A 15,443-nucleotide genomic window follows, 5' to 3' on the forward strand; every position below is an offset into this window, starting at 1 on the left:
ATGGCCCTTCGCGGCGGGCCCACGGAGCGTCGCCGGAGTGAGGGAACCCTGACGAAGTCAGGGCCAAACCAGGAGCAAAGCGTTTTTGGTTACTTTTGGGGCGCTCTTGCCAAAAGTGACCCGCCGTAAGGGCGGAACCGATATCAGCAACACCACCGCGAATGGATATCCCCACGATCTAAAAGCCAACAGAAAAATTTCCAAACCGATGATGGAACCGATCCCACCCCCGTTACCACCTATCAGCACCAAGCACTTCCGCTGGTGATGACCCAGGAGTAATCGACATGGCCGTAGGTATGAACCCAATCTCGATGATCGGCAACCTCACCCAAGGCGCCGCCGGCGCGTTGTCCAGCATCAAGCAGGAAAGCAGCATCACCGACTCCGCCGCACCCTCCAAGGCTGAAGCCGCGCAAAACGCCGCGACCGAAAAATCCGACGCCAGCTCTGCACGACTGATCGCCATGCAGACCGACGCCGACATCAAGAAACAAACCAACGACGTCCTCAGCGCCATCCGTTCCGGCAAGGAAGACAGCTCGAACAAGGCGATCAGTGCCGAGGCGCAAAACGCCAAAGGTATCAGCTACTGATCATTCAGAGCGCCCCCTGAAAAAGGGGGCAACCCCCTGACATTGGAGGTTTCATGCTAAGTCTCAACGCCAGTATCAACCCGCTGCAGAACGCGCACATCGGCACCGTCGTGTCCACCGGCGGGATCGGCGGTCAGCAAGGGCCGCAACAGTCGCTCAAGGACGTCATCGACAAGCTCGCCGGCGCGCTGACCAAAGACGGTCACCTGGACCAGGATTCGCCGCTCGGCAAAATGGTCGGCGACCAGATGAAAAAGATGAACCCTCTGGCCGCGATGGTCGGCGGCTCGCCCGACATGATCAAGGCAGCCTTGGGTGACGTGATCAAGGACAAGCTGGGCGACAACTTCGGCGCGGCGGCGGACTTCGGCCTGGGCGGCGGCGCCAGCAGTGGCGCGGGCAAGCCGGACCTGATGTCCCAAGTGCTGAACGGCCTGGGTAAAGCTTCGTTGGATGACCTTCTGAGCAAGCAGGGTGATGGAACGAAGTTTTCCTCCGACGACATGCCGATGCTGGACAAGGTCGCGCAGTTCATGGACCAGAACCCGAGCAAATTCCCCGCGCCGGATTCCGGGTCGTGGAAGAACGAGCTCAAGGAAGACAACTACCTCGACAAGAGCGAAACCAGCGCCTTCCGTGCCGCACTGGACATGCTCGGTGGCCAGTTGGATCAGCAGCAAAGCGGCGTTGCCGATGCCAGCAGCGGCGCGGGCAGTCCGACGGGCAGCACGCTGGCGGCGGACCCGACCGGTGGCCAAGGCGCATTGAGCGGCAATCCTGCCCAGGACCTGGGCCAGCTGCTCAGCGGTCTGCTGCAACAGGGCCTCAATGCCAGCACCGGCAACGGCGCAGGGAACAACGTCGGCAGCGGCCTCGGCTCTCCTGCGAACGATGCCGTGCAGCCGGGCAATTCGGGCAGCCAGGGCGTGGCCCAGGACCTCGGTCAGTTGCTGAGCGGCCTGATCGAAAAAGGCCTCGAAGCCAGTCAGGGCAGCAACGGCAATGGCGCCAGCGCCACCGGTAACGGTGCGCCGCAAAACGCGTTGTTCGCGCAACACGATCTGCAAAACAGTCTGGGCCAGGCCGCCAACGCCATCGTCCAGGCACTGCTCGGATCGGGCAACAACAGCGTTTCCTGATCGAGCCTTCGTATCGACCCGTCTGCCGGAGAGCACCCGTGACCGTTTCCAACGTCAATCAACTCAAATCGCCATCCCCCGATCTTGAGCAACACCTTGATCACGGACTGGTCAGCGGGCCTTCGCAGGCGGACGTCGATCTGTTCAATGCGGCCATGCGCCCCGACATGGCGCTGCAGCAGAGTCACCTTTCCGAACAGATTGCCAGTGCCTTGTCCGAGCGACTGGGCACCATGGACAAGTTTTCACAGCAGGCGGCGCGCAAGATGAAGAAAGCCTCCACCACCGACGACCCGCTGGAGATCGCGCAGATGAGCCGATCCTTGTCGCAGTATTCGTTGCAAATGGCGTTGACCACCAAGGTCGTCAACAAGAGCGCTCAGGCGTTCGACAAGCTGACCAACCTGCAATAGAGGGTCTGGCGTGAAGTATCTGACTGCGGGTCTGATGTGCCTGATGTTGCTGCTCAGCGGATGCAGCGACGAGACCGACCTGTTCAGCGGTCTGTCCGAACAGGACTCCAACGATGTGGTGGCCAGCCTCGCCGATCAGCACATCGATGCGCGCAAACGCATGGAGAAAACCGGGGTGGTGATCACCGTCGCCACGGCCGACATCAACCGGGCTGTGCGCATTCTCGACGCCGCCGGATTGCCTCGGCATTCGCGCACCAGCCTGGGTGAAATCTTCAAGAAGGAAGGCGTGATTTCAACGCCGCTGGAAGAGCGCGCCCGCTACATCTACGCCTTGTCGCAGGAACTGGAGGCGACGCTGTCGCAGATCGACGGCGTGATCGTGGCCCGGGTTCACGTGGTGCTGCCTGAACGGGTCGCGCCGGGCGAGCCGGTCCAGCCCGCGTCGGCGGCCGTGTTCATCAAACACACCTCGGCGCTCGACCCCGACAGCGTGCGCGGGCGCATTCAGCAGATGGTCGCCAGCAGCATTCCGGGGATGTCCGGCGAGCCGCTGGACTCGAAGAAATTCGCCATCGTGTTCGTGCCGGCTGCGGAGTTTCAGGACACCGAGCGGCTGGTCAATTTCGGGCCGTTTCTGGTGGACAGCGCGAACCAGGGCTTCTGGAAAAGCATGCTGTGGGCGGCGCCGTTTGCCGGGTTGGTGCTGATCCTGTTGCTGGTGCTGATCCTGCGCAGCGACTGGCGCAACGCGCTGTTGCAGCGGATCGGCCTGCGTCGCGGCGAGGGTTCGAACCTGCCGGTGCGGGCGTGATGCATAACGCGACGCACGCCGCGATGACGGACGCGGATGAGCGCTGGATTCAGTGGTGGTGCGCGCCTTGGCAGTGGGCGCACGGCGACTGGCTGGCGCGATTCGCCGAGGACAGTGGATTGCCAACGTTGGAGCTGTCAGGAGTGTTGCGCACCCGGCATGGCGCGTTTTTGCACAGCGTCGGGATTGCGCCCAGTCAACCTCCCGCGCCGGTTGAGCCGGTGATGCAATGGTTGGCGCTCGATCCCGCTCAACAGCAGGCCGCGCTGCACCTCGCGCAGAGCATTTGCCTGGGCCGCGTGACCGATGAATCCCTTCATGAAAGCTGGTGCCGCGCCGTGGCCAAGGCGTTGCGTCCTGGCGTCTGGCTCGACGCTTCCGTGCACGATCCTCGTGAATTGTTGGCGGCCTGGGTGGGGGAGGATTGCTGGTCCCGGTTGCGCTTGAACTGGGCACCTGGCGCCGTGCGTGACGCGGTAATCGAGATGCCCGTCGGCAAATTGCACACGCTCTGGCAATCCGTCGTTTGGCGCGCCAGCACACCCTGACTCTTTCTCTCCGGGAATTCGACATGCTCGCCAAACGCCGCCTCGCCCTGGCTTCTTCCGATGTGCTGCTCGACACCATTCTGCGGCGGGACGACTTGGCCGATATCCAGCTCGCCGGGGACGTATTGCGCAGTGCGCGCGAGGAAGCCGAGCAGATCCTTGCGGACACCCGCGAACAGGCGCAACGGGAAAAAGACCAGGCGCTGATGCAGTTCTGGGAACAGGCCAACGGCTTTCTGGACGCGTTCGAGCTGCAGCGGCAGGCTTTGCAGCAAGAAGCGATGAGCGCTGTCGAAGACTTGCTCAACACCACGCTCGCCCGACTGCTGGACGAGACCACCCTGGCCGAGCGGACACGGGCGCTGATCCGCAACCTCGCCGACAGTCAACGCCACGAAGTCGTCGCCACCCTCAGCGCGCACCCCGATCAGCTCGACGAACTTCGGGACTGGCTCGCGCAAAGCCGGTTTTCGGAACACTGGCAACTCAAGGCCGACCCCCTTATGCCACCTCTCACCCTGCGCCTGAGCGACGCCAACGGCGCGTTCGACATTGACTGGACAAGCCTGAAACGCGGGCTGTTGGGGCAAGACGCATAGGTGCATCGACGCTCTCCACTGTGGGAGCGAATTCATTCGCGAAGGGCTCGGACAGGCACTCGATCTGCTTCACCTGTACTTCTTTTCGCGAATGAATTCGCTCCCACAGGTAATCGGCGGCGCTGCCAAATGCTGAGCCGGACTCGGTTTCAACTGTGGGAGCGAATTCATTCGCGAGAGGCCAGTACATTCAACCCAGAAGTGTCGGCTGCACCAACGCTTCGCGAATAAATTCGCTCCCACAGGTAATCGGCGGCGCTGCCAAATGCTGAGCCGGACTCGGTTTCAACGGTAGGAGCGAATTCATTCGCGAGAGGCCAGTACATTCAACCCAGAAGTGTCGGCTGCACCGCCGCTTCGCGAATGAATTCGCTCCTACAGGTTTTTCGCCGCGCCCCATTATCCTGAACACCCCACCCTCCGTAGCAGCACGGCTTGCTGGTAGTGGAGACGGTTACAGCACGCGTCTGAAGCCTTTTTGTCACGTCACAGGGAACCGGACCGCCCGTCGCTTCCACTCAGGGGATGAACCTTCACGTTGGAGTCGTCCCCATGATCAGTTTCAAATCCCTGCAAAACCACCTCGATCATTCCTACAGCCGCGCCCAGAGCGACATGGAAGACGCCGCTGAAACCGCGTCCGACAGCGGCACGATGGAAGACCTTCAGGCGTTCAACGACGCGTCGCAACAAACCAACGTGGCGAACATGATCCTCAACGAAGGGCTGCGCGCCAAACACGGCATTACCAAAGCGATCATCGATGGAATTCAGTGAGTTCACGGCGATCCTCGCCCAGTGGTGTGAGCAACGTCCGCTCACGCCGCTGGACTGCTGGATCGACGACGCCAACGCCCGGCTGGCGGTGCACGGAAACGGTATCCGCATCAGCCTCGACCTGCTCGATCCCTACGACGGCAGCGACCCTCAGCGTCTGGAGGCGTTACTGGGGCAGGGCGGTGCCAGCGTGGCCTGCGACTGCGTCGGTGCCTTGGCCATCGACCCCGAGACCCGCTGCGTCGTACTGCTCAGCTGGCTCCCCAACCCCTGCACGTCGGCGGATGCCCTCAATCGCCTCGAACAGCTGGCCAACCAGCGCGGCGCGATGCTCAGCCTGATGCAAACCTCCATGCGCCACGCCACGGCCCTGTCGTCGCCTCGCGCAACCCTCAATACCTGGCAACCGGGAGTGTGAAATGCGCAAGGCCTTAATGTGGTTGCCTCTGCTGATAATTGGCGTCGCGATGCCCGCGCTGGCAGCGGTGCCTGAAGCCTGGAAACACACGGCTTACGCCTACGATGCACGGCAGACGGACCTGGCCACCGCGCTCAAGGATTTCGCCAAGGAATTCGGCATTGGCCTGGACATGGCGCCGATCCAGGGCACCCTCGACGGTCGCATCCGGGCGCAAAACCCGCAGGAATTCCTCGACCGTCTGGGGCAGGAACACCACTTCCAGTGGTTCGTCTACAACGAAACCCTGTACGTCAGCCCCACCAGCGAGCAGACCTCGGCGCGCATCGAAGTGTCCCCGGAGGCGGTGGACGACTTGCAGCAGGCGCTGTCCGACGTCGGCTTGCTCGACAAACGCTTCGGCTGGGGCGCACTGCCCGACGAAGGTGTGGTGTTAGTGCGTGGCCCGGCCAAGTACGTCGATTTCGTACGCACCTACAGCAAGAAGGTCGAGGCGCCGGAGAAAGCCGAGAAGCAGGACATCGTCGTGCTGCCGCTGAAATACGCCAACGCCGCCGACCGCACCATCCGCTACCGCGACCAGCAACTGACCGTGGCCGGGGTGGCGAGCATTCTTCAGGAATTGCTGGAAAGCCGCTCCCGGGGCGAGTCCATCAACGGCGTGAATCTGGTGCAAGGGCAGGGCAGCACCGCCAGCGGCATGGCGGGCAACAATTCGGCCGGTCTGAATTACGGCGGCCTCGAAGGCGGCGGATTCGACACCAATGCGCTGGAGCAGGGGCTGGACCGTGTGCTCGGTTCCGGTGGCAAACGCGGCAGTGGTTCCCGTGACAGCGCAAGCGGCCGCTCGAAAATCCGCGTCAGCGCCGATGTGCGCAACAACTCGGTGCTGATCTACGATCTGCCAAAACGCAAGGCGATGTACCAGAAGCTGGTGAAGGAATTGGACACCCCGCGCAACCTGATCGAGATCGACGCGGTGATCCTCGACATCGATCGCAACGAACTGGCCGAACTGTCCAGCCGCTGGAATTTCAATTCCGGCAGCGTCAGCGGCGGGGCGAATCTATTTTCCCAAGGCACCAGCTCGACGTTGTTCATTCAGGACGCCGGCAAGTTCGCCGCCGACCTGCACGCCCTCGAAGGCAACGGCGCGGCGTCGGTGATTGGCAACCCGTCGATCCTGACCCTGGAAAACCAGCCAGCGGTGATCGACTTCAGCCGCACCGAATTCCTCACGGCGACGTCCGAGCGGGTGGCGGACATTCAACCGATCACGGCAGGCACCAGCCTTCAGGTGATCCCTCGCTCGCTGGAAAAAGGCGGCAGTTCTCAGGTGCAACTGATCGTGGACATTGAAGACGGCCAGATCGATACGTCCAACATCAACGAAGATCAGCCAGCGGTGCGCAAGGGCAACGTCAGCACGCAGGCGGTGATCGCCGAGCACGGTTCGCTGGTGATCGGCGGTTTTCACGGGCTGGAAACCAACGACAAGGTCAACAAGATCCCGTTGCTGGGAGACATCCCCGTGATCGGCAAGCTGCTGTTCCAGAACCGCACACGTGAAACCAACCAGCGTGAACGCCTGTTCATTCTGACCCCGCGTCTGATTGGCGATCAGGTCAACCCCTCGCGTTACGTCGAGCTGAGCAATCCCCACGACGTTGACGATCAGATGAAGCGCATCAAGCAGCGCCGCGACGGCGGTGAAGAACCGACCCGTGGCGACGTGCAGAACGCGTTCACGCAGTTGCTCGATGGCGTGGCGCCGGTGGGCTTCAACAGTGGCGAGGCGCTGCCGTTCGAAGCCGACAGCCTGTGCGACCCCGGTGCGGGTCTGGAACTGGACCGTCAGCGTTCGCAGTGGTTTGCCAAGAAGGATTGGGGCATCGCCGTGGTGGTCGCCCACAACACCACCGCGAAACCGGTGCGCATCGACGAAAGCCGTTGCGGCGGCCGCTGGGTGATGGGCGTCAGTGCCTGGCCCCATGCCTGGCTGCAACCGGGTGCGGAAAGTGAAATCTACATCGCCGTCCGCCAGCCGCAGGTCTCGACCAAGTCCGGCAAAAACCGTCCATCATTGCTCAAGGGGGCCACACGATGAACCTGCGCGGTTACATCATCCTGCTCGTGCTGTTCGCCACCCTGGGCGGCTGCGCGAGCCATTCGGGCTGCTCGGGCTACGCCTGCAAGCGCCCGGATTCCAACGATCGTGAGCTGGTGATCTGGTGGCCGACGGACATGCGCCAGGGCATCGACGAGCGGGACCACGAGCAAGACTTCACCGTTGTGCCATTAAAGGACTGAGCATGATTCGGGTATCGGAAAAGGCAGCGTTCTACGCCCACGTCGCCGCAGAACGCGCGGCCATCTGGCCAGTGGCAACCGGCATCGCCTTCGTCAGCCGTCGAGAGCACCGGGATTGGGGCATCGCCCTGCACATCGAAGGTCGCGCCCTGCGCCCCGAGCAATTGCGCGATGCATTGGAGCGGCGGTTTTCGCAGGCTGAGGTGTTCAACGAATATTTCCTGTTTCTCGATGTGCAGCGGGATTTCGTGGTCTGGCACGCCGTGCCCGACGCCTCGGAATCCCCCACCAGCCTGGACAGCATTCGCCAGCATGAATTGATGCTGGCGGGGTTGGAGCATTTGCGGGATTGAGGCCTGCGCCATTCAATGCAGCACCGCGATCCACTGCGAGAATCGAGGGGTGTCAGACACCCCTGTGATTCAGGCAATGTGGGTACGCAAGCGCAACACCCGCTGCCCGTCGAACGGGTCGGTCAACCAATGCCCCGATACGCCGAATGTGTCCCGCAATCGCTCCGGCGTCAGCACCTCGAACGGTGACCCCAACGCCACCAGTCGCCCCCGGTCTATCACGGCCAACCGGTCACAGGCCAGCGCCTGATTCAAATCGTGCAGGGCGATGACGGTGGTCACGGGCAGGCGCTGCACCAGGTGCAGAATCGACAGTTGCTGCTGAATGTCGAGGTGGTTGGTCGGCTCGTCCAGCAACAGGATCTGCGGCCGTTGCGCCAATGCTCTGGCAATGTGCGCCCGCTGCCGTTCGCCGCCCGACAGCGTGTGCCAGGCTCGGTGACGGAGGGCTTCAAGACTCACATCGGCAATCGCCTCACTGACGATTCGCGCGTCTTCCGCGCTCCACGGCGCCAGCGCGGACAGCCACGGCGTGCGCCCCAACTCCACGGCTTCAAGCAAGCTGATCGAATCGCCGGTTTCAGCTTGTTGCTCGACCACCGCCATCCCCTGCGCCATGTCGCGCCGGCGGATGGCAGACAACCGTTCCCCGTGCAGGAATACTTCGCCTGAGGTGGGCGTCTGCAACCCGGCCAGCAACCTGATCAGGGTCGATTTTCCTGAACCGTTAGGGCCCACGACACCGAGGTTTTCCCCCGCCCGAATCGACAATGACACGCCGCTGAGCAACGTCGCGCCCTTCACGCTGTAGCTCAGATTGACCGCGCTGAGCACGCTGGCGGCCTGTTCGACAGAAGCGTTCATCGGGCGCGATTTCCCCGCATCAGAATCAGTGCAAACACCGGCGCGCCGACCAGGGCCGTGATCACGCCAATGGGCAGCACCTGGCCCTTGATCAGCACCCGCGACAGCACATCGGCGGCGATCAAGAACAGTGCGCCGCTCAAGGCACTCAACGGCAACAGCCGCGCATGCCGCACCCCGGCGACCATGCGCACGGCATGGGGAATCACCAGTCCGACGAAGCCAATCGAGCCGACCATCGACACCATCACTGCCGTCACCAACGCTGCGGTGGCGATCAGAAGGGTCTGCACTCGACGCACCGGAATCCCCAGCGAAGCCGCCGAGTCGGCACCAAAGGTGAATGCATCCAGCGAACGCCGATGCCACAGGCACACAACCAACCCCAGCAGCACCACCGGCACGGACAGCGCCACGGAGGTCCAGCGCACGCCACTGAGATTGCCCAGCAGCCAAAACATGATGCCCCGGGCCTGTTCCGCGCTGGCGGATTTGGTGATCAGAAACGACGTCAGCGCATTGAACAGCTGCGAACCGGCGATCCCCGCGAGGATGATTTGCCCCGTCGCCGCCTGGCTGCCCGAGGCCCGAGACGACCGTGCCAACAACGCGACCAGGGCAAACGCGGCAATGGCCCCGGCGAACGCACCCATCGACAAGGAAATCGCCCCGGCGCCCAACCCGATGATCGCGACCAACACCGCGCCGGTCGAAGCCCCGGCGGAAATCCCCAACAGATACGGGTCCGCCAGCGCGTTACGCAGCAACGATTGCAGCACCACGCCGGACATCGCCAGGCCCGCGCCACAGGCCGCCGCGACGATGGCCCGGGTCAGCCGGTAATTCCAGACAATGCCCTCGTCGATGGGATCGACCGCATAACCGGCCGCCCACAGCTTGTTCGCCAGCACCTGAAAGATCACCGGCACGCTGATGGCCGTTTCGCCGATGGCCACGCCTGCGATCACCGCCAGTATCAGCAACGCGCTGACCCACAGGCCATGGCCCAGCGAGCGAACGACGTTCAGGATGTTCATGGCGCGTCAGTGGCCTTGGCCAGTTGCTCGATGCCGTCGAACAGGCGAACGCTGGACTCCATCGCACTGGCGTCCATGATCACGATGCGGTTGTTTTTCACGGCGTCCATGTTGCGGGTCACCGGGTCAGACTTGAGGAAGGCGAGTTTCTTTTCGTGATCGTCAGCGGGGAAGCGGCGACGGTCCATGCGCGCGATCACTAGAATCGTCGGGTTGGCCTTGGCGATGGTTTCCCAGCCCACGGTCGGCCATTCTTCGTCCGAATCGATGACGTTGCGCATGCCTAGTGTGTCGAGCATGAAGCCCGGAATGCCTTTGCGCCCGGCGACGTACGGATCGGTGTTGATGTCCGGGCTGGAGAACCAGAACACCGCCGAAACCCTGCTCGCGTCATGGGCCTTGGCGTGTTCGATGGCCTGAGCCAGACGGGCCTTGTAGCCATCGATCAGTTGCTGGCCGCGATCCTGAACGTCGAAGATTTCCGCCTGTTGCGCGATGCTTTTGTACAGCGCGTCGATGCGGAACGCTTCAAGCCGAGTCCCGTCAGCGCCGACCAGGTTGTTCTTGCCTTCGCAGTCGGACGGCAGGATATACGTCGGGATCTTCAGGTCCTGGAACTGCTGACGTGTGCCGACCGCACCTTGCGGACCGACCATCCATTCGAACTGCACCGGCACGAAGTCCGGGTGCTTGCCGATCACCGATTCGAAGCTCGGCGCGTTGTCGGCCAGGCGCTCGATCTTCGCGTTGGCGTCCTTGAATTGAGGCAGGGTGTCGTTGAACCACAGGGAAGTGCCAATGACCCGGTCGCTCAGGCCCAGCGCGTAGAGCATTTCGGTGGCGGCCTGGCCGATGGTCACGGCTTTGTGAGGCGCTTGCGCAAAGGTCAGGGGCACGCCGCAGTTGTCGAGGGTCAACGGGTAGTGGGTCGGTGCAGCCAACGCGGAGGGGGACATGAACGCTGCGCTCGACAGCGTCAGACCGGTGAACAAGGGAGCAAAGCGGCGCAGCGACATCGGGGTTTCTCCAGTGAGCCTGTGATCGACGAAACAGGCACTGGAAAGCACACCCTGACGGCAGCCGAAGAAAAGAGGCAAGCACCGCGCACGGGAGTCCTTCCCGGACACCCCGCCGGTGAATGATTGACGCTTGCCGGCAGGTCTCCTGACTGGCGCTTCATCACCGTGCTTCGGCCTTCCCGGGCGGTAACCCAGTGGCAAACAGGAAGCACGGCTCGACGCCTACAGTTGCGGGGACAGTTCCGTTTGAGCGCGCCCGATGACACAGGGCACGGCTCGTGGATTCCCTATTAATTCCGAGTGGAAACCGGCGGCGGGGATGGTAAACGATTTGCCCGAAACAGGCGACCACTCGGCGTTCGCAAGCCACGCTCCTACAGGTCCGTTATTTCAACGGCCAGCCGATCACTTTCTTCGGCCTCGGATTCGCATACGTCCGCACTTTGGAGGTCTTCAATCCCAATCGCACCAGCGACTCCGCCAGCGCCACGGCGGCCGTCACGCCATCTACTACCGGCACGCCCGCACCGTCACGAATCAACTGGTCCAGCCCGGCCATGCCGCCACAGCCCAGGCAGATCACCTCCGCCTTGTCGTGCTTCACTGCCTCGAGCGCCTGCTCGGCGATGGCTTCCAGTGCACGGTCCGGCATCTCTTCCAGTTCCAGCACGCTCATGCCACTGGCTCGCACCGACGCACAACGTTCGAACACCCCGGCCAGTTTCAGGCGGTCTTCGATCAGCGGCACGGTCCGGTCGAGCGTGGTCACCACCGAATAGGTGTGTCCCAGCAGCATCGCCAGGCTGGCCGCGGCTTCGGTGATGTCCACCACCGGCACGTCCAGCAATTCCTGCAAGCCTTCGCGCCCGTGCTCGCCATACCCGGCCTGAATCACCGCGTCGTAGGGCTGATCGTAGGACAACACGCGGTCCATCACGGCAATTGCCGCCAGGTAACTCTCGAAATTGCCTTCCACCGATTCCGCACCAAAACGTGGCGTCAGGCCGATGATTTCCGTGCCGGGTGACGCAACACTGCGCGCCTGCTCGGCAATGGTGTCGGTCATGGATTGAGTGGTGTTCACGTTGACGATCAAAATGCGCATGGGGGCGGGTCTCAAGCGGTGATCATGGGAATCATGCCTACCGCTGAAGCGAAAACCGCGCCACCTTGGAATTCGGCGGGTGAGACGTCGAACCGTTCGCCGACGTCTCGGGTGGATCTTCAATCCTTCATCGGCACCGGAGCCTGCGGCGCAATGAAGCCTTGATCACGCATCGCTTGCCAGAAGCCGTCCGGCACCTGGGCATTCAGCGCCGCAACGTCTTCAGTGATTCGCGAGGGCCGGCTCGCGCCAGGAATCACCGCCGCCACCAGCGGGTTGGCCAGTACGAATTGCAGCGCCGCCGATTTGATCTCGACCTGGTACTGGCGGGCGATTTCCTGAATGTGCGCGACCTTGTCGAGCATCGCTTGCGGCGCTTCCTGGTACTCGAAATGCTTGCCGCCCACCAACACGCCCGAGCTGTAGGGCCCGCCCACGACGAACTCGGCGTTGTGCTCACGGGCCTTGGCGAACAGGCGTTGCAGCGGCTGGTCGTGGTCCAGCAGCGAATAGCGGCCAGCCAGCAGAAAACCGTCCGGTTGTGCTTCACTCAGGTCCAGCGTCAGCTCGCACGGCTCGACGCGGTTCACGCCCAGGCCCCACGCCTTGATCACGCCTTCTTCGCGCAGGCGGGTGAGGGTGCGGAAAGCGCCCTTGCGGGCGATGTTGAAATGCTCGATCCACTCGTCGCCGTGGGCATCTTGCGCGATGTCGTGCACGAACACGATGTCCAGGCGATCAGTGTCCAAGCGCTTGAGGCTGGCCTCGATGGAACGCAGCGTGGCGTCGCCGGAATAATCGGTGAGGATTTTGTTTTTCAAACCGTCGCTGAACGGGCCGCTGCGGGTTTCGCTGTCCAGTTCGTCGGAAATCAACCGGCCAACTTTAGTGCTGAGGGTGTATTCGTCGCGCGGCACATGGGCCAGCGCCTTGCCCAGCCGTTGCTCGGACAGGCCCGAGCCGTACAGCGGCGCCGTGTCGAAATAGCGGATGCCCTGATCCCACGCCGATTGCACCGTGGCGGCGGCTTCTTCCTCGCTGATGTCGCGGAACATATTGCCCAGAGGCGCTGCGCCAAAGCCGAGGCGGCCAATGATCTTGTCGTGCAGACTCATGAAAGTGTCCTGTCCGGGGTCATGGAGTGCCGGGAAAAAATGCCCGGCGTGTTGTACAGATCATGCCGTGCGGCAGGAGTTCTATGGTTCGTGTGGAGGGCGGGCACACGTGTCACACCACGCCGCAGATTTTCCCTGTGGGAGCGAATTCATTCGCGAAGGCAGTACATCCGACGCAGGTGTGTCGTCTGCCAAACCCTTTCGCGAATGAATTCGCTCCCACAGGTTTCTCAACTCGGCACGCTATTGTGAATGACCCAGCCGGGCTGCTGCAGAGGCGGCGTCGCGGCGAACATGCAACTTTTGCGGTCTGCGCGCCTTCCAACCCATTACACCGCGTCGATAACCGGAAAGGGAGGGCCGTCGATGAGCGAACACATCGTCCATTTCCATTGTGGGGTCGATCAGACCACCACCGAGCATTTCCGCGACCGCTGCCTGGAAGCCCTCGACAAGGGCGCGACCGGCCTGCTGCTGAACCTCTCCACCGCAGGCGGCAGCACGGCCCTGGGCTTCACGATCTACAACTTTCTCAAGTCACTGAAGGTGCCGATCCGCGCACTGAACAGCGGCAACATCGAATCCATGGGCATCGTCATCTACCTCGCCGCCGAGGAGCGCATCGTCTGTCCTCACTCCCGGTTTCTCATCCACCCGATGAGCTGGTACTTCAACCAGAGTTCGGTGGATCACTCACGCATCCGCGAATACCTGCGCAGCCTGGACAACGACTTGCAGCGGTACGTGAACATCTATTTGAGTGAAACCGACGGCGCGATGACCCCGCTGGACATTGGCCGCTGCCTGTCATCGGAGGAAAAGGTGATTCGGGCCGAAGATTCACTGGCCTGTGGCATCGCTCATCGGGTCGAGCAGCTGCAGTTTCCCGAAGGCGCCACGCACTGGACGGTCAGCGCCAGCTAAGCTCAACTCATCCACACACCGGGTCGCCAAAGAACCCGCCTGACACGAGGAACCTGCCATGCACACTCATTCGCACAAAACCCCGGACGCCGTGCCCCGCGGCGCTGTTCCGCTGGACGAAGAAGAGGTTGAAGTGGACGTCGATAACGATCCCGGTAATGAAGACCCGGGTTCGCAGTTCGACCGGGACGCCACGGTGCCGCTGATCGACCCGGACGCGTGACCGATCCAACCCACGGGCATAAAAAAAGCGAGGGCTCTCACCCTCGCTCGTTCCGCTGATCAGACGTTGATCAGGATTTACGGCCTGCGCCGCCTTGTGGCATTCCGCCTTTTTTGCTGGCGTCCGGACGTTTTTCGTCGGTTGCTTTCTGCCGGTCGTTGGCCATGTTGCTGCCACCTGAAGCCTGGCCGCCTTTTTTGCCTGCGTCGGAGGCTTTTTGGCGATCGTTCGAGAAGTTGCCAGGGTTCGATTTTCCGGTGTTAGCCATGATTGCGTACCTCTTGTTATGAGAAGGGCGAGTCATGTGGCTCGCATTAAATGGGATGAATCAAGCGGCAGTTGGTTTAAACAATCACGGCATTACCGGACAAACGGCGGGAGTGGCGAAACGATGCCAGCGCCTTGAATACGGGCCTTTACATGTGCACTTCGACCGCCAGCGGCAGGTGATCCGACAGGTGCGTCCACGGCCGCGTCCCGAGGATTTTCGGGTTGTGACTGGTGGCGTTGCGCAGGTAAACCCGGTCCAGCCGCAGCAGTGGGAAGCGGGCAGGGTAGGTCTTGGCCAATCGCCCGTGGCTTTGCTCGAAGGCCTCGTGCAAGTACGTGCAGCGCGCCAGGCGTTTGTTGCCCTGCAACTGCCAATCGTTGAAATCCCCGGCAATCACCACCGGCGCGTGTTCGGGCAGTGAATCCAGCAGCGCGCACAGCAAATCCAGCTGCAACTGGCGGTGGCTTTCCAGCAGGCTCAAATGCACGCAGATAGCGTGCACCTCGTCGTGTCCCGGCACCTGCAACACGCAATGCAGCAGGCCCCGCCGCTCCGGGCCGGTGATCGACACGTCGAGGTTGCGGTAATGCAGGATCGGGTACTTGGAGAGGATCGCATTGCCGTGGTGCCCTTCCGGGTAAACCGCGTTGCGGCCGTAGGCAAAGTCGCTCCACATGCTGTCGGCGAGAAATTCGTATTGGGAGAGGGTGGGCCAGTCGTGGTAGCGGGCGGCGTGACGATCATGGCCGCCGAGCACTTCCTGCAAAAACACCAGATCGGCCCCCGTGCTGCGCACCGCTTCGCGCAGCTCCGGCAGGATGAAACGTCGGTTCAGGGCCGTGAAGCCCTTGTGAGTGTTGACCGTCAGTACGCGTAAACGATGAACGTCCCGTACGCCCGACATGTCCGAGGGGGGAA

20 protein-coding genes and 1 riboswitch are annotated in these 15,443 nt (G+C 62.4%); of the genes, 13 read left to right on the top strand and 7 right to left on the bottom strand.

Translation table 11 applies throughout. The features are described 5' to 3' along the window. Window positions 1-287: 287 nt before the first annotated feature. The 11 genes from GVN17_RS05825 (at window position 288) to GVN17_RS05875 (ending at window position 7,967) form a co-directional block, all read left to right on the top strand. Window positions 288-596: a hypothetical protein gene (locus tag GVN17_RS05825; RefSeq protein WP_166594294.1), complete on the top strand. Its 309-nt coding sequence runs from the start codon at window positions 288-290 to the stop codon at window positions 594-596. A gap of 53 nt (window positions 597-649) precedes the next feature. Continuing rightward, entirely contained in the window at window positions 650-1,735 is a 1,086-nt protein-coding gene (locus GVN17_RS05830) for a harpin HrpZ family protein (RefSeq protein ID WP_166594295.1), read from the top strand. 38 nt (window positions 1,736-1,773) lie between these two features. Beyond that, complete coding sequence (gene sctI / locus GVN17_RS05835) at window positions 1,774-2,148, top strand: type III secretion system inner rod subunit SctI (protein WP_166594296.1); 375 nt, start codon at window positions 1,774-1,776, stop codon at window positions 2,146-2,148. A 10-nt stretch (window positions 2,149-2,158) separates the two neighbouring features. Continuing rightward, window positions 2,159-2,962, top strand: coding sequence for a type III secretion system inner membrane ring lipoprotein SctJ (gene sctJ, locus GVN17_RS05840; RefSeq protein ID WP_166594297.1), 804 nt, complete (start codon window positions 2,159-2,161; stop codon window positions 2,960-2,962). Continuing rightward, entirely contained in the window at window positions 2,962-3,510 is a 549-nt protein-coding gene (locus GVN17_RS05845; RefSeq protein WP_256665096.1) for a type III secretion protein, read from the top strand. The genes sctJ and GVN17_RS05845 overlap by 1 nt, the downstream gene beginning before the upstream one ends. A 23-nt stretch (window positions 3,511-3,533) precedes the next feature. After that, entirely contained in the window at window positions 3,534-4,109 is a 576-nt protein-coding gene (gene sctL, locus GVN17_RS05850; RefSeq protein WP_166594298.1) for a type III secretion system stator protein SctL, read from the top strand. A gap of 552 nt (window positions 4,110-4,661) precedes the next feature. Continuing rightward, window positions 4,662-4,886 carry a type III secretion protein gene (locus GVN17_RS05855; protein WP_166594299.1) on the top strand — a complete coding sequence of 75 codons (225 nt, stop codon included), beginning with the start codon at window positions 4,662-4,664 and terminating at the stop codon, window positions 4,884-4,886. After that, window positions 4,873-5,304 carry a type III secretion protein gene (locus GVN17_RS05860; protein ID WP_166594300.1) on the top strand — a complete coding sequence of 144 codons (432 nt, stop codon included), beginning with the start codon at window positions 4,873-4,875 and terminating at the stop codon, window positions 5,302-5,304. Before GVN17_RS05855 ends, GVN17_RS05860 begins: the two co-directional genes overlap by 14 nt. A gap of 1 nt (window position 5,305) precedes the next feature. Beyond that, window positions 5,306-7,411, top strand: coding sequence for a type III secretion system outer membrane ring subunit SctC (gene sctC / locus GVN17_RS05865; protein ID WP_166594301.1), 2,106 nt, complete (start codon window positions 5,306-5,308; stop codon window positions 7,409-7,411). Further along, complete coding sequence (gene hrpT, locus GVN17_RS05870; RefSeq protein ID WP_166594302.1) at window positions 7,408-7,614, top strand: HrpT family type III secretion system protein; 207 nt, start codon at window positions 7,408-7,410, stop codon at window positions 7,612-7,614. The genes sctC and hrpT overlap by 4 nt, the downstream gene beginning before the upstream one ends. 2 nt (window positions 7,615-7,616) lie before the next feature. Beyond that, the gene (locus tag GVN17_RS05875) at window positions 7,617-7,967 is read left to right on the top strand and encodes a type III secretion protein HrpV (protein WP_166594303.1); all 351 of its coding nucleotides are present in this window, start codon (window positions 7,617-7,619) and stop codon (window positions 7,965-7,967) included. A 69-nt stretch (window positions 7,968-8,036) separates the two neighbouring features. On the opposite strand, the gene GVN17_RS05880 is transcribed toward GVN17_RS05875, so the two are convergent. The 5 genes from GVN17_RS05880 to GVN17_RS05900 all read right to left on the bottom strand — a co-directional run bounded on the left by GVN17_RS05880 (window position 8,037) and on the right by GVN17_RS05900 (window position 13,107). Next, complete coding sequence (locus GVN17_RS05880) at window positions 8,037-8,831, bottom strand: ABC transporter ATP-binding protein (protein ID WP_166594304.1); 795 nt, start codon at window positions 8,829-8,831, stop codon at window positions 8,037-8,039. Beyond that, complete coding sequence (locus GVN17_RS05885; protein ID WP_371928487.1) at window positions 8,828-9,868, bottom strand: FecCD family ABC transporter permease; 1,041 nt, start codon at window positions 9,866-9,868, stop codon at window positions 8,828-8,830. Before GVN17_RS05885 ends, GVN17_RS05880 begins: the two co-directional genes overlap by 4 nt. Beyond that, a complete protein-coding gene (locus tag GVN17_RS05890) occupies window positions 9,865-10,884 on the bottom strand; it encodes an ABC transporter substrate-binding protein (protein ID WP_166594305.1) in 1,020 nt (339 codons plus the stop codon). The genes GVN17_RS05885 and GVN17_RS05890 overlap by 4 nt, the downstream gene beginning before the upstream one ends. A 120-nt stretch (window positions 10,885-11,004) precedes the next feature. Next, window positions 11,005-11,214: riboswitch (cobalamin riboswitch) on the bottom strand. A 58-nt stretch (window positions 11,215-11,272) separates the two neighbouring features. After that, on the bottom strand, window positions 11,273-11,992 hold the full coding sequence (locus GVN17_RS05895) for an aspartate/glutamate racemase family protein (protein ID WP_166594306.1): 720 nt from the start codon (window positions 11,990-11,992) through the stop codon (window positions 11,273-11,275). 119 nt (window positions 11,993-12,111) lie between these two features. Further along, the gene (locus GVN17_RS05900; RefSeq protein ID WP_166594307.1) at window positions 12,112-13,107 is read right to left on the bottom strand and encodes an aldo/keto reductase; all 996 of its coding nucleotides are present in this window, start codon (window positions 13,105-13,107) and stop codon (window positions 12,112-12,114) included. A gap of 366 nt (window positions 13,108-13,473) precedes the next feature. Between GVN17_RS05900 and GVN17_RS05905 the strand changes: the two genes are divergently transcribed. Further along, complete coding sequence (locus GVN17_RS05905) at window positions 13,474-14,031, top strand: ATP-dependent Clp protease proteolytic subunit (RefSeq protein WP_166594308.1); 558 nt, start codon at window positions 13,474-13,476, stop codon at window positions 14,029-14,031. 58 nt (window positions 14,032-14,089) lie between these two features. After that, entirely contained in the window at window positions 14,090-14,254 is a 165-nt protein-coding gene (locus GVN17_RS05910; RefSeq protein WP_166594291.1) for a hypothetical protein, read from the top strand. 70 nt (window positions 14,255-14,324) lie between these two features. Here GVN17_RS05910 and GVN17_RS05915 read toward each other — a convergent pair whose 3' ends face one another. Together GVN17_RS05915 and GVN17_RS05920 are read right to left on the bottom strand one after the other, a co-directional pair. Then, on the bottom strand, window positions 14,325-14,522 hold the full coding sequence (locus GVN17_RS05915) for a general stress protein (protein WP_166594309.1): 198 nt from the start codon (window positions 14,520-14,522) through the stop codon (window positions 14,325-14,327). 148 nt (window positions 14,523-14,670) lie between these two features. Continuing rightward, complete coding sequence (locus tag GVN17_RS05920; protein ID WP_166594742.1) at window positions 14,671-15,429, bottom strand: endonuclease/exonuclease/phosphatase family protein; 759 nt, start codon at window positions 15,427-15,429, stop codon at window positions 14,671-14,673. Window positions 15,430-15,443 lie beyond the last annotated feature (14 nt).

It is taken from the genome of Pseudomonas sp. SLFW (assembly GCF_009905615.1).
GTDB classification, from domain to species: domain Bacteria; phylum Pseudomonadota; class Gammaproteobacteria; order Pseudomonadales; family Pseudomonadaceae; genus Aquipseudomonas; species Aquipseudomonas bambusae.

Excerpts from the sequence above, each read along its gene's own strand:
- GVN17_RS05860 (WP_166594300.1), top strand. The coding sequence starts at position 4,873 with ATGGAATTCAGTGAGTTCACGGCGATCCTCGCCCAGTGGTGTGAGCAA.
- sctL (WP_166594298.1), top strand. The coding sequence starts at position 3,534 with ATGCTCGCCAAACGCCGCCTCGCCCTGGCTTCTTCCGATGTGCTGCTC.
- GVN17_RS05900 (WP_166594307.1), bottom strand. The coding sequence starts at position 13,107 with ATGAGTCTGCACGACAAGATCATTGGCCGCCTCGGCTTTGGCGCAGCG.
- GVN17_RS05825 (WP_166594294.1), top strand. The coding sequence starts at position 288 with ATGGCCGTAGGTATGAACCCAATCTCGATGATCGGCAACCTCACCCAA.
- hrpT (WP_166594302.1), top strand. The coding sequence starts at position 7,408 with ATGAACCTGCGCGGTTACATCATCCTGCTCGTGCTGTTCGCCACCCTG.
- GVN17_RS05910 (WP_166594291.1), top strand. The coding sequence starts at position 14,090 with ATGCACACTCATTCGCACAAAACCCCGGACGCCGTGCCCCGCGGCGCT.
- GVN17_RS05890 (WP_166594305.1), bottom strand. The coding sequence starts at position 10,884 with ATGTCGCTGCGCCGCTTTGCTCCCTTGTTCACCGGTCTGACGCTGTCG.
- GVN17_RS05885 (WP_371928487.1), bottom strand. The coding sequence starts at position 9,868 with ATGAACATCCTGAACGTCGTTCGCTCGCTGGGCCATGGCCTGTGGGTC.
- GVN17_RS05875 (WP_166594303.1), top strand. The coding sequence starts at position 7,617 with ATGATTCGGGTATCGGAAAAGGCAGCGTTCTACGCCCACGTCGCCGCA.
- GVN17_RS05895 (WP_166594306.1), bottom strand. The coding sequence starts at position 11,992 with ATGCGCATTTTGATCGTCAACGTGAACACCACTCAATCCATGACCGAC.
- GVN17_RS05830 (WP_166594295.1), top strand. The coding sequence starts at position 650 with ATGCTAAGTCTCAACGCCAGTATCAACCCGCTGCAGAACGCGCACATC.
- GVN17_RS05920 (WP_166594742.1), bottom strand. The coding sequence starts at position 15,429 with ATGTCGGGCGTACGGGACGTTCATCGTTTACGCGTACTGACGGTCAAC.
- sctC (WP_166594301.1), top strand. The coding sequence starts at position 5,306 with ATGCGCAAGGCCTTAATGTGGTTGCCTCTGCTGATAATTGGCGTCGCG.
- GVN17_RS05855 (WP_166594299.1), top strand. The coding sequence starts at position 4,662 with ATGATCAGTTTCAAATCCCTGCAAAACCACCTCGATCATTCCTACAGC.
- GVN17_RS05915 (WP_166594309.1), bottom strand. The coding sequence starts at position 14,522 with ATGGCTAACACCGGAAAATCGAACCCTGGCAACTTCTCGAACGATCGC.
- GVN17_RS05905 (WP_166594308.1), top strand. The coding sequence starts at position 13,474 with ATGAGCGAACACATCGTCCATTTCCATTGTGGGGTCGATCAGACCACC.
- GVN17_RS05845 (WP_256665096.1), top strand. The coding sequence starts at position 2,962 with ATGCATAACGCGACGCACGCCGCGATGACGGACGCGGATGAGCGCTGG.
- GVN17_RS05880 (WP_166594304.1), bottom strand. The coding sequence starts at position 8,831 with ATGAACGCTTCTGTCGAACAGGCCGCCAGCGTGCTCAGCGCGGTCAAT.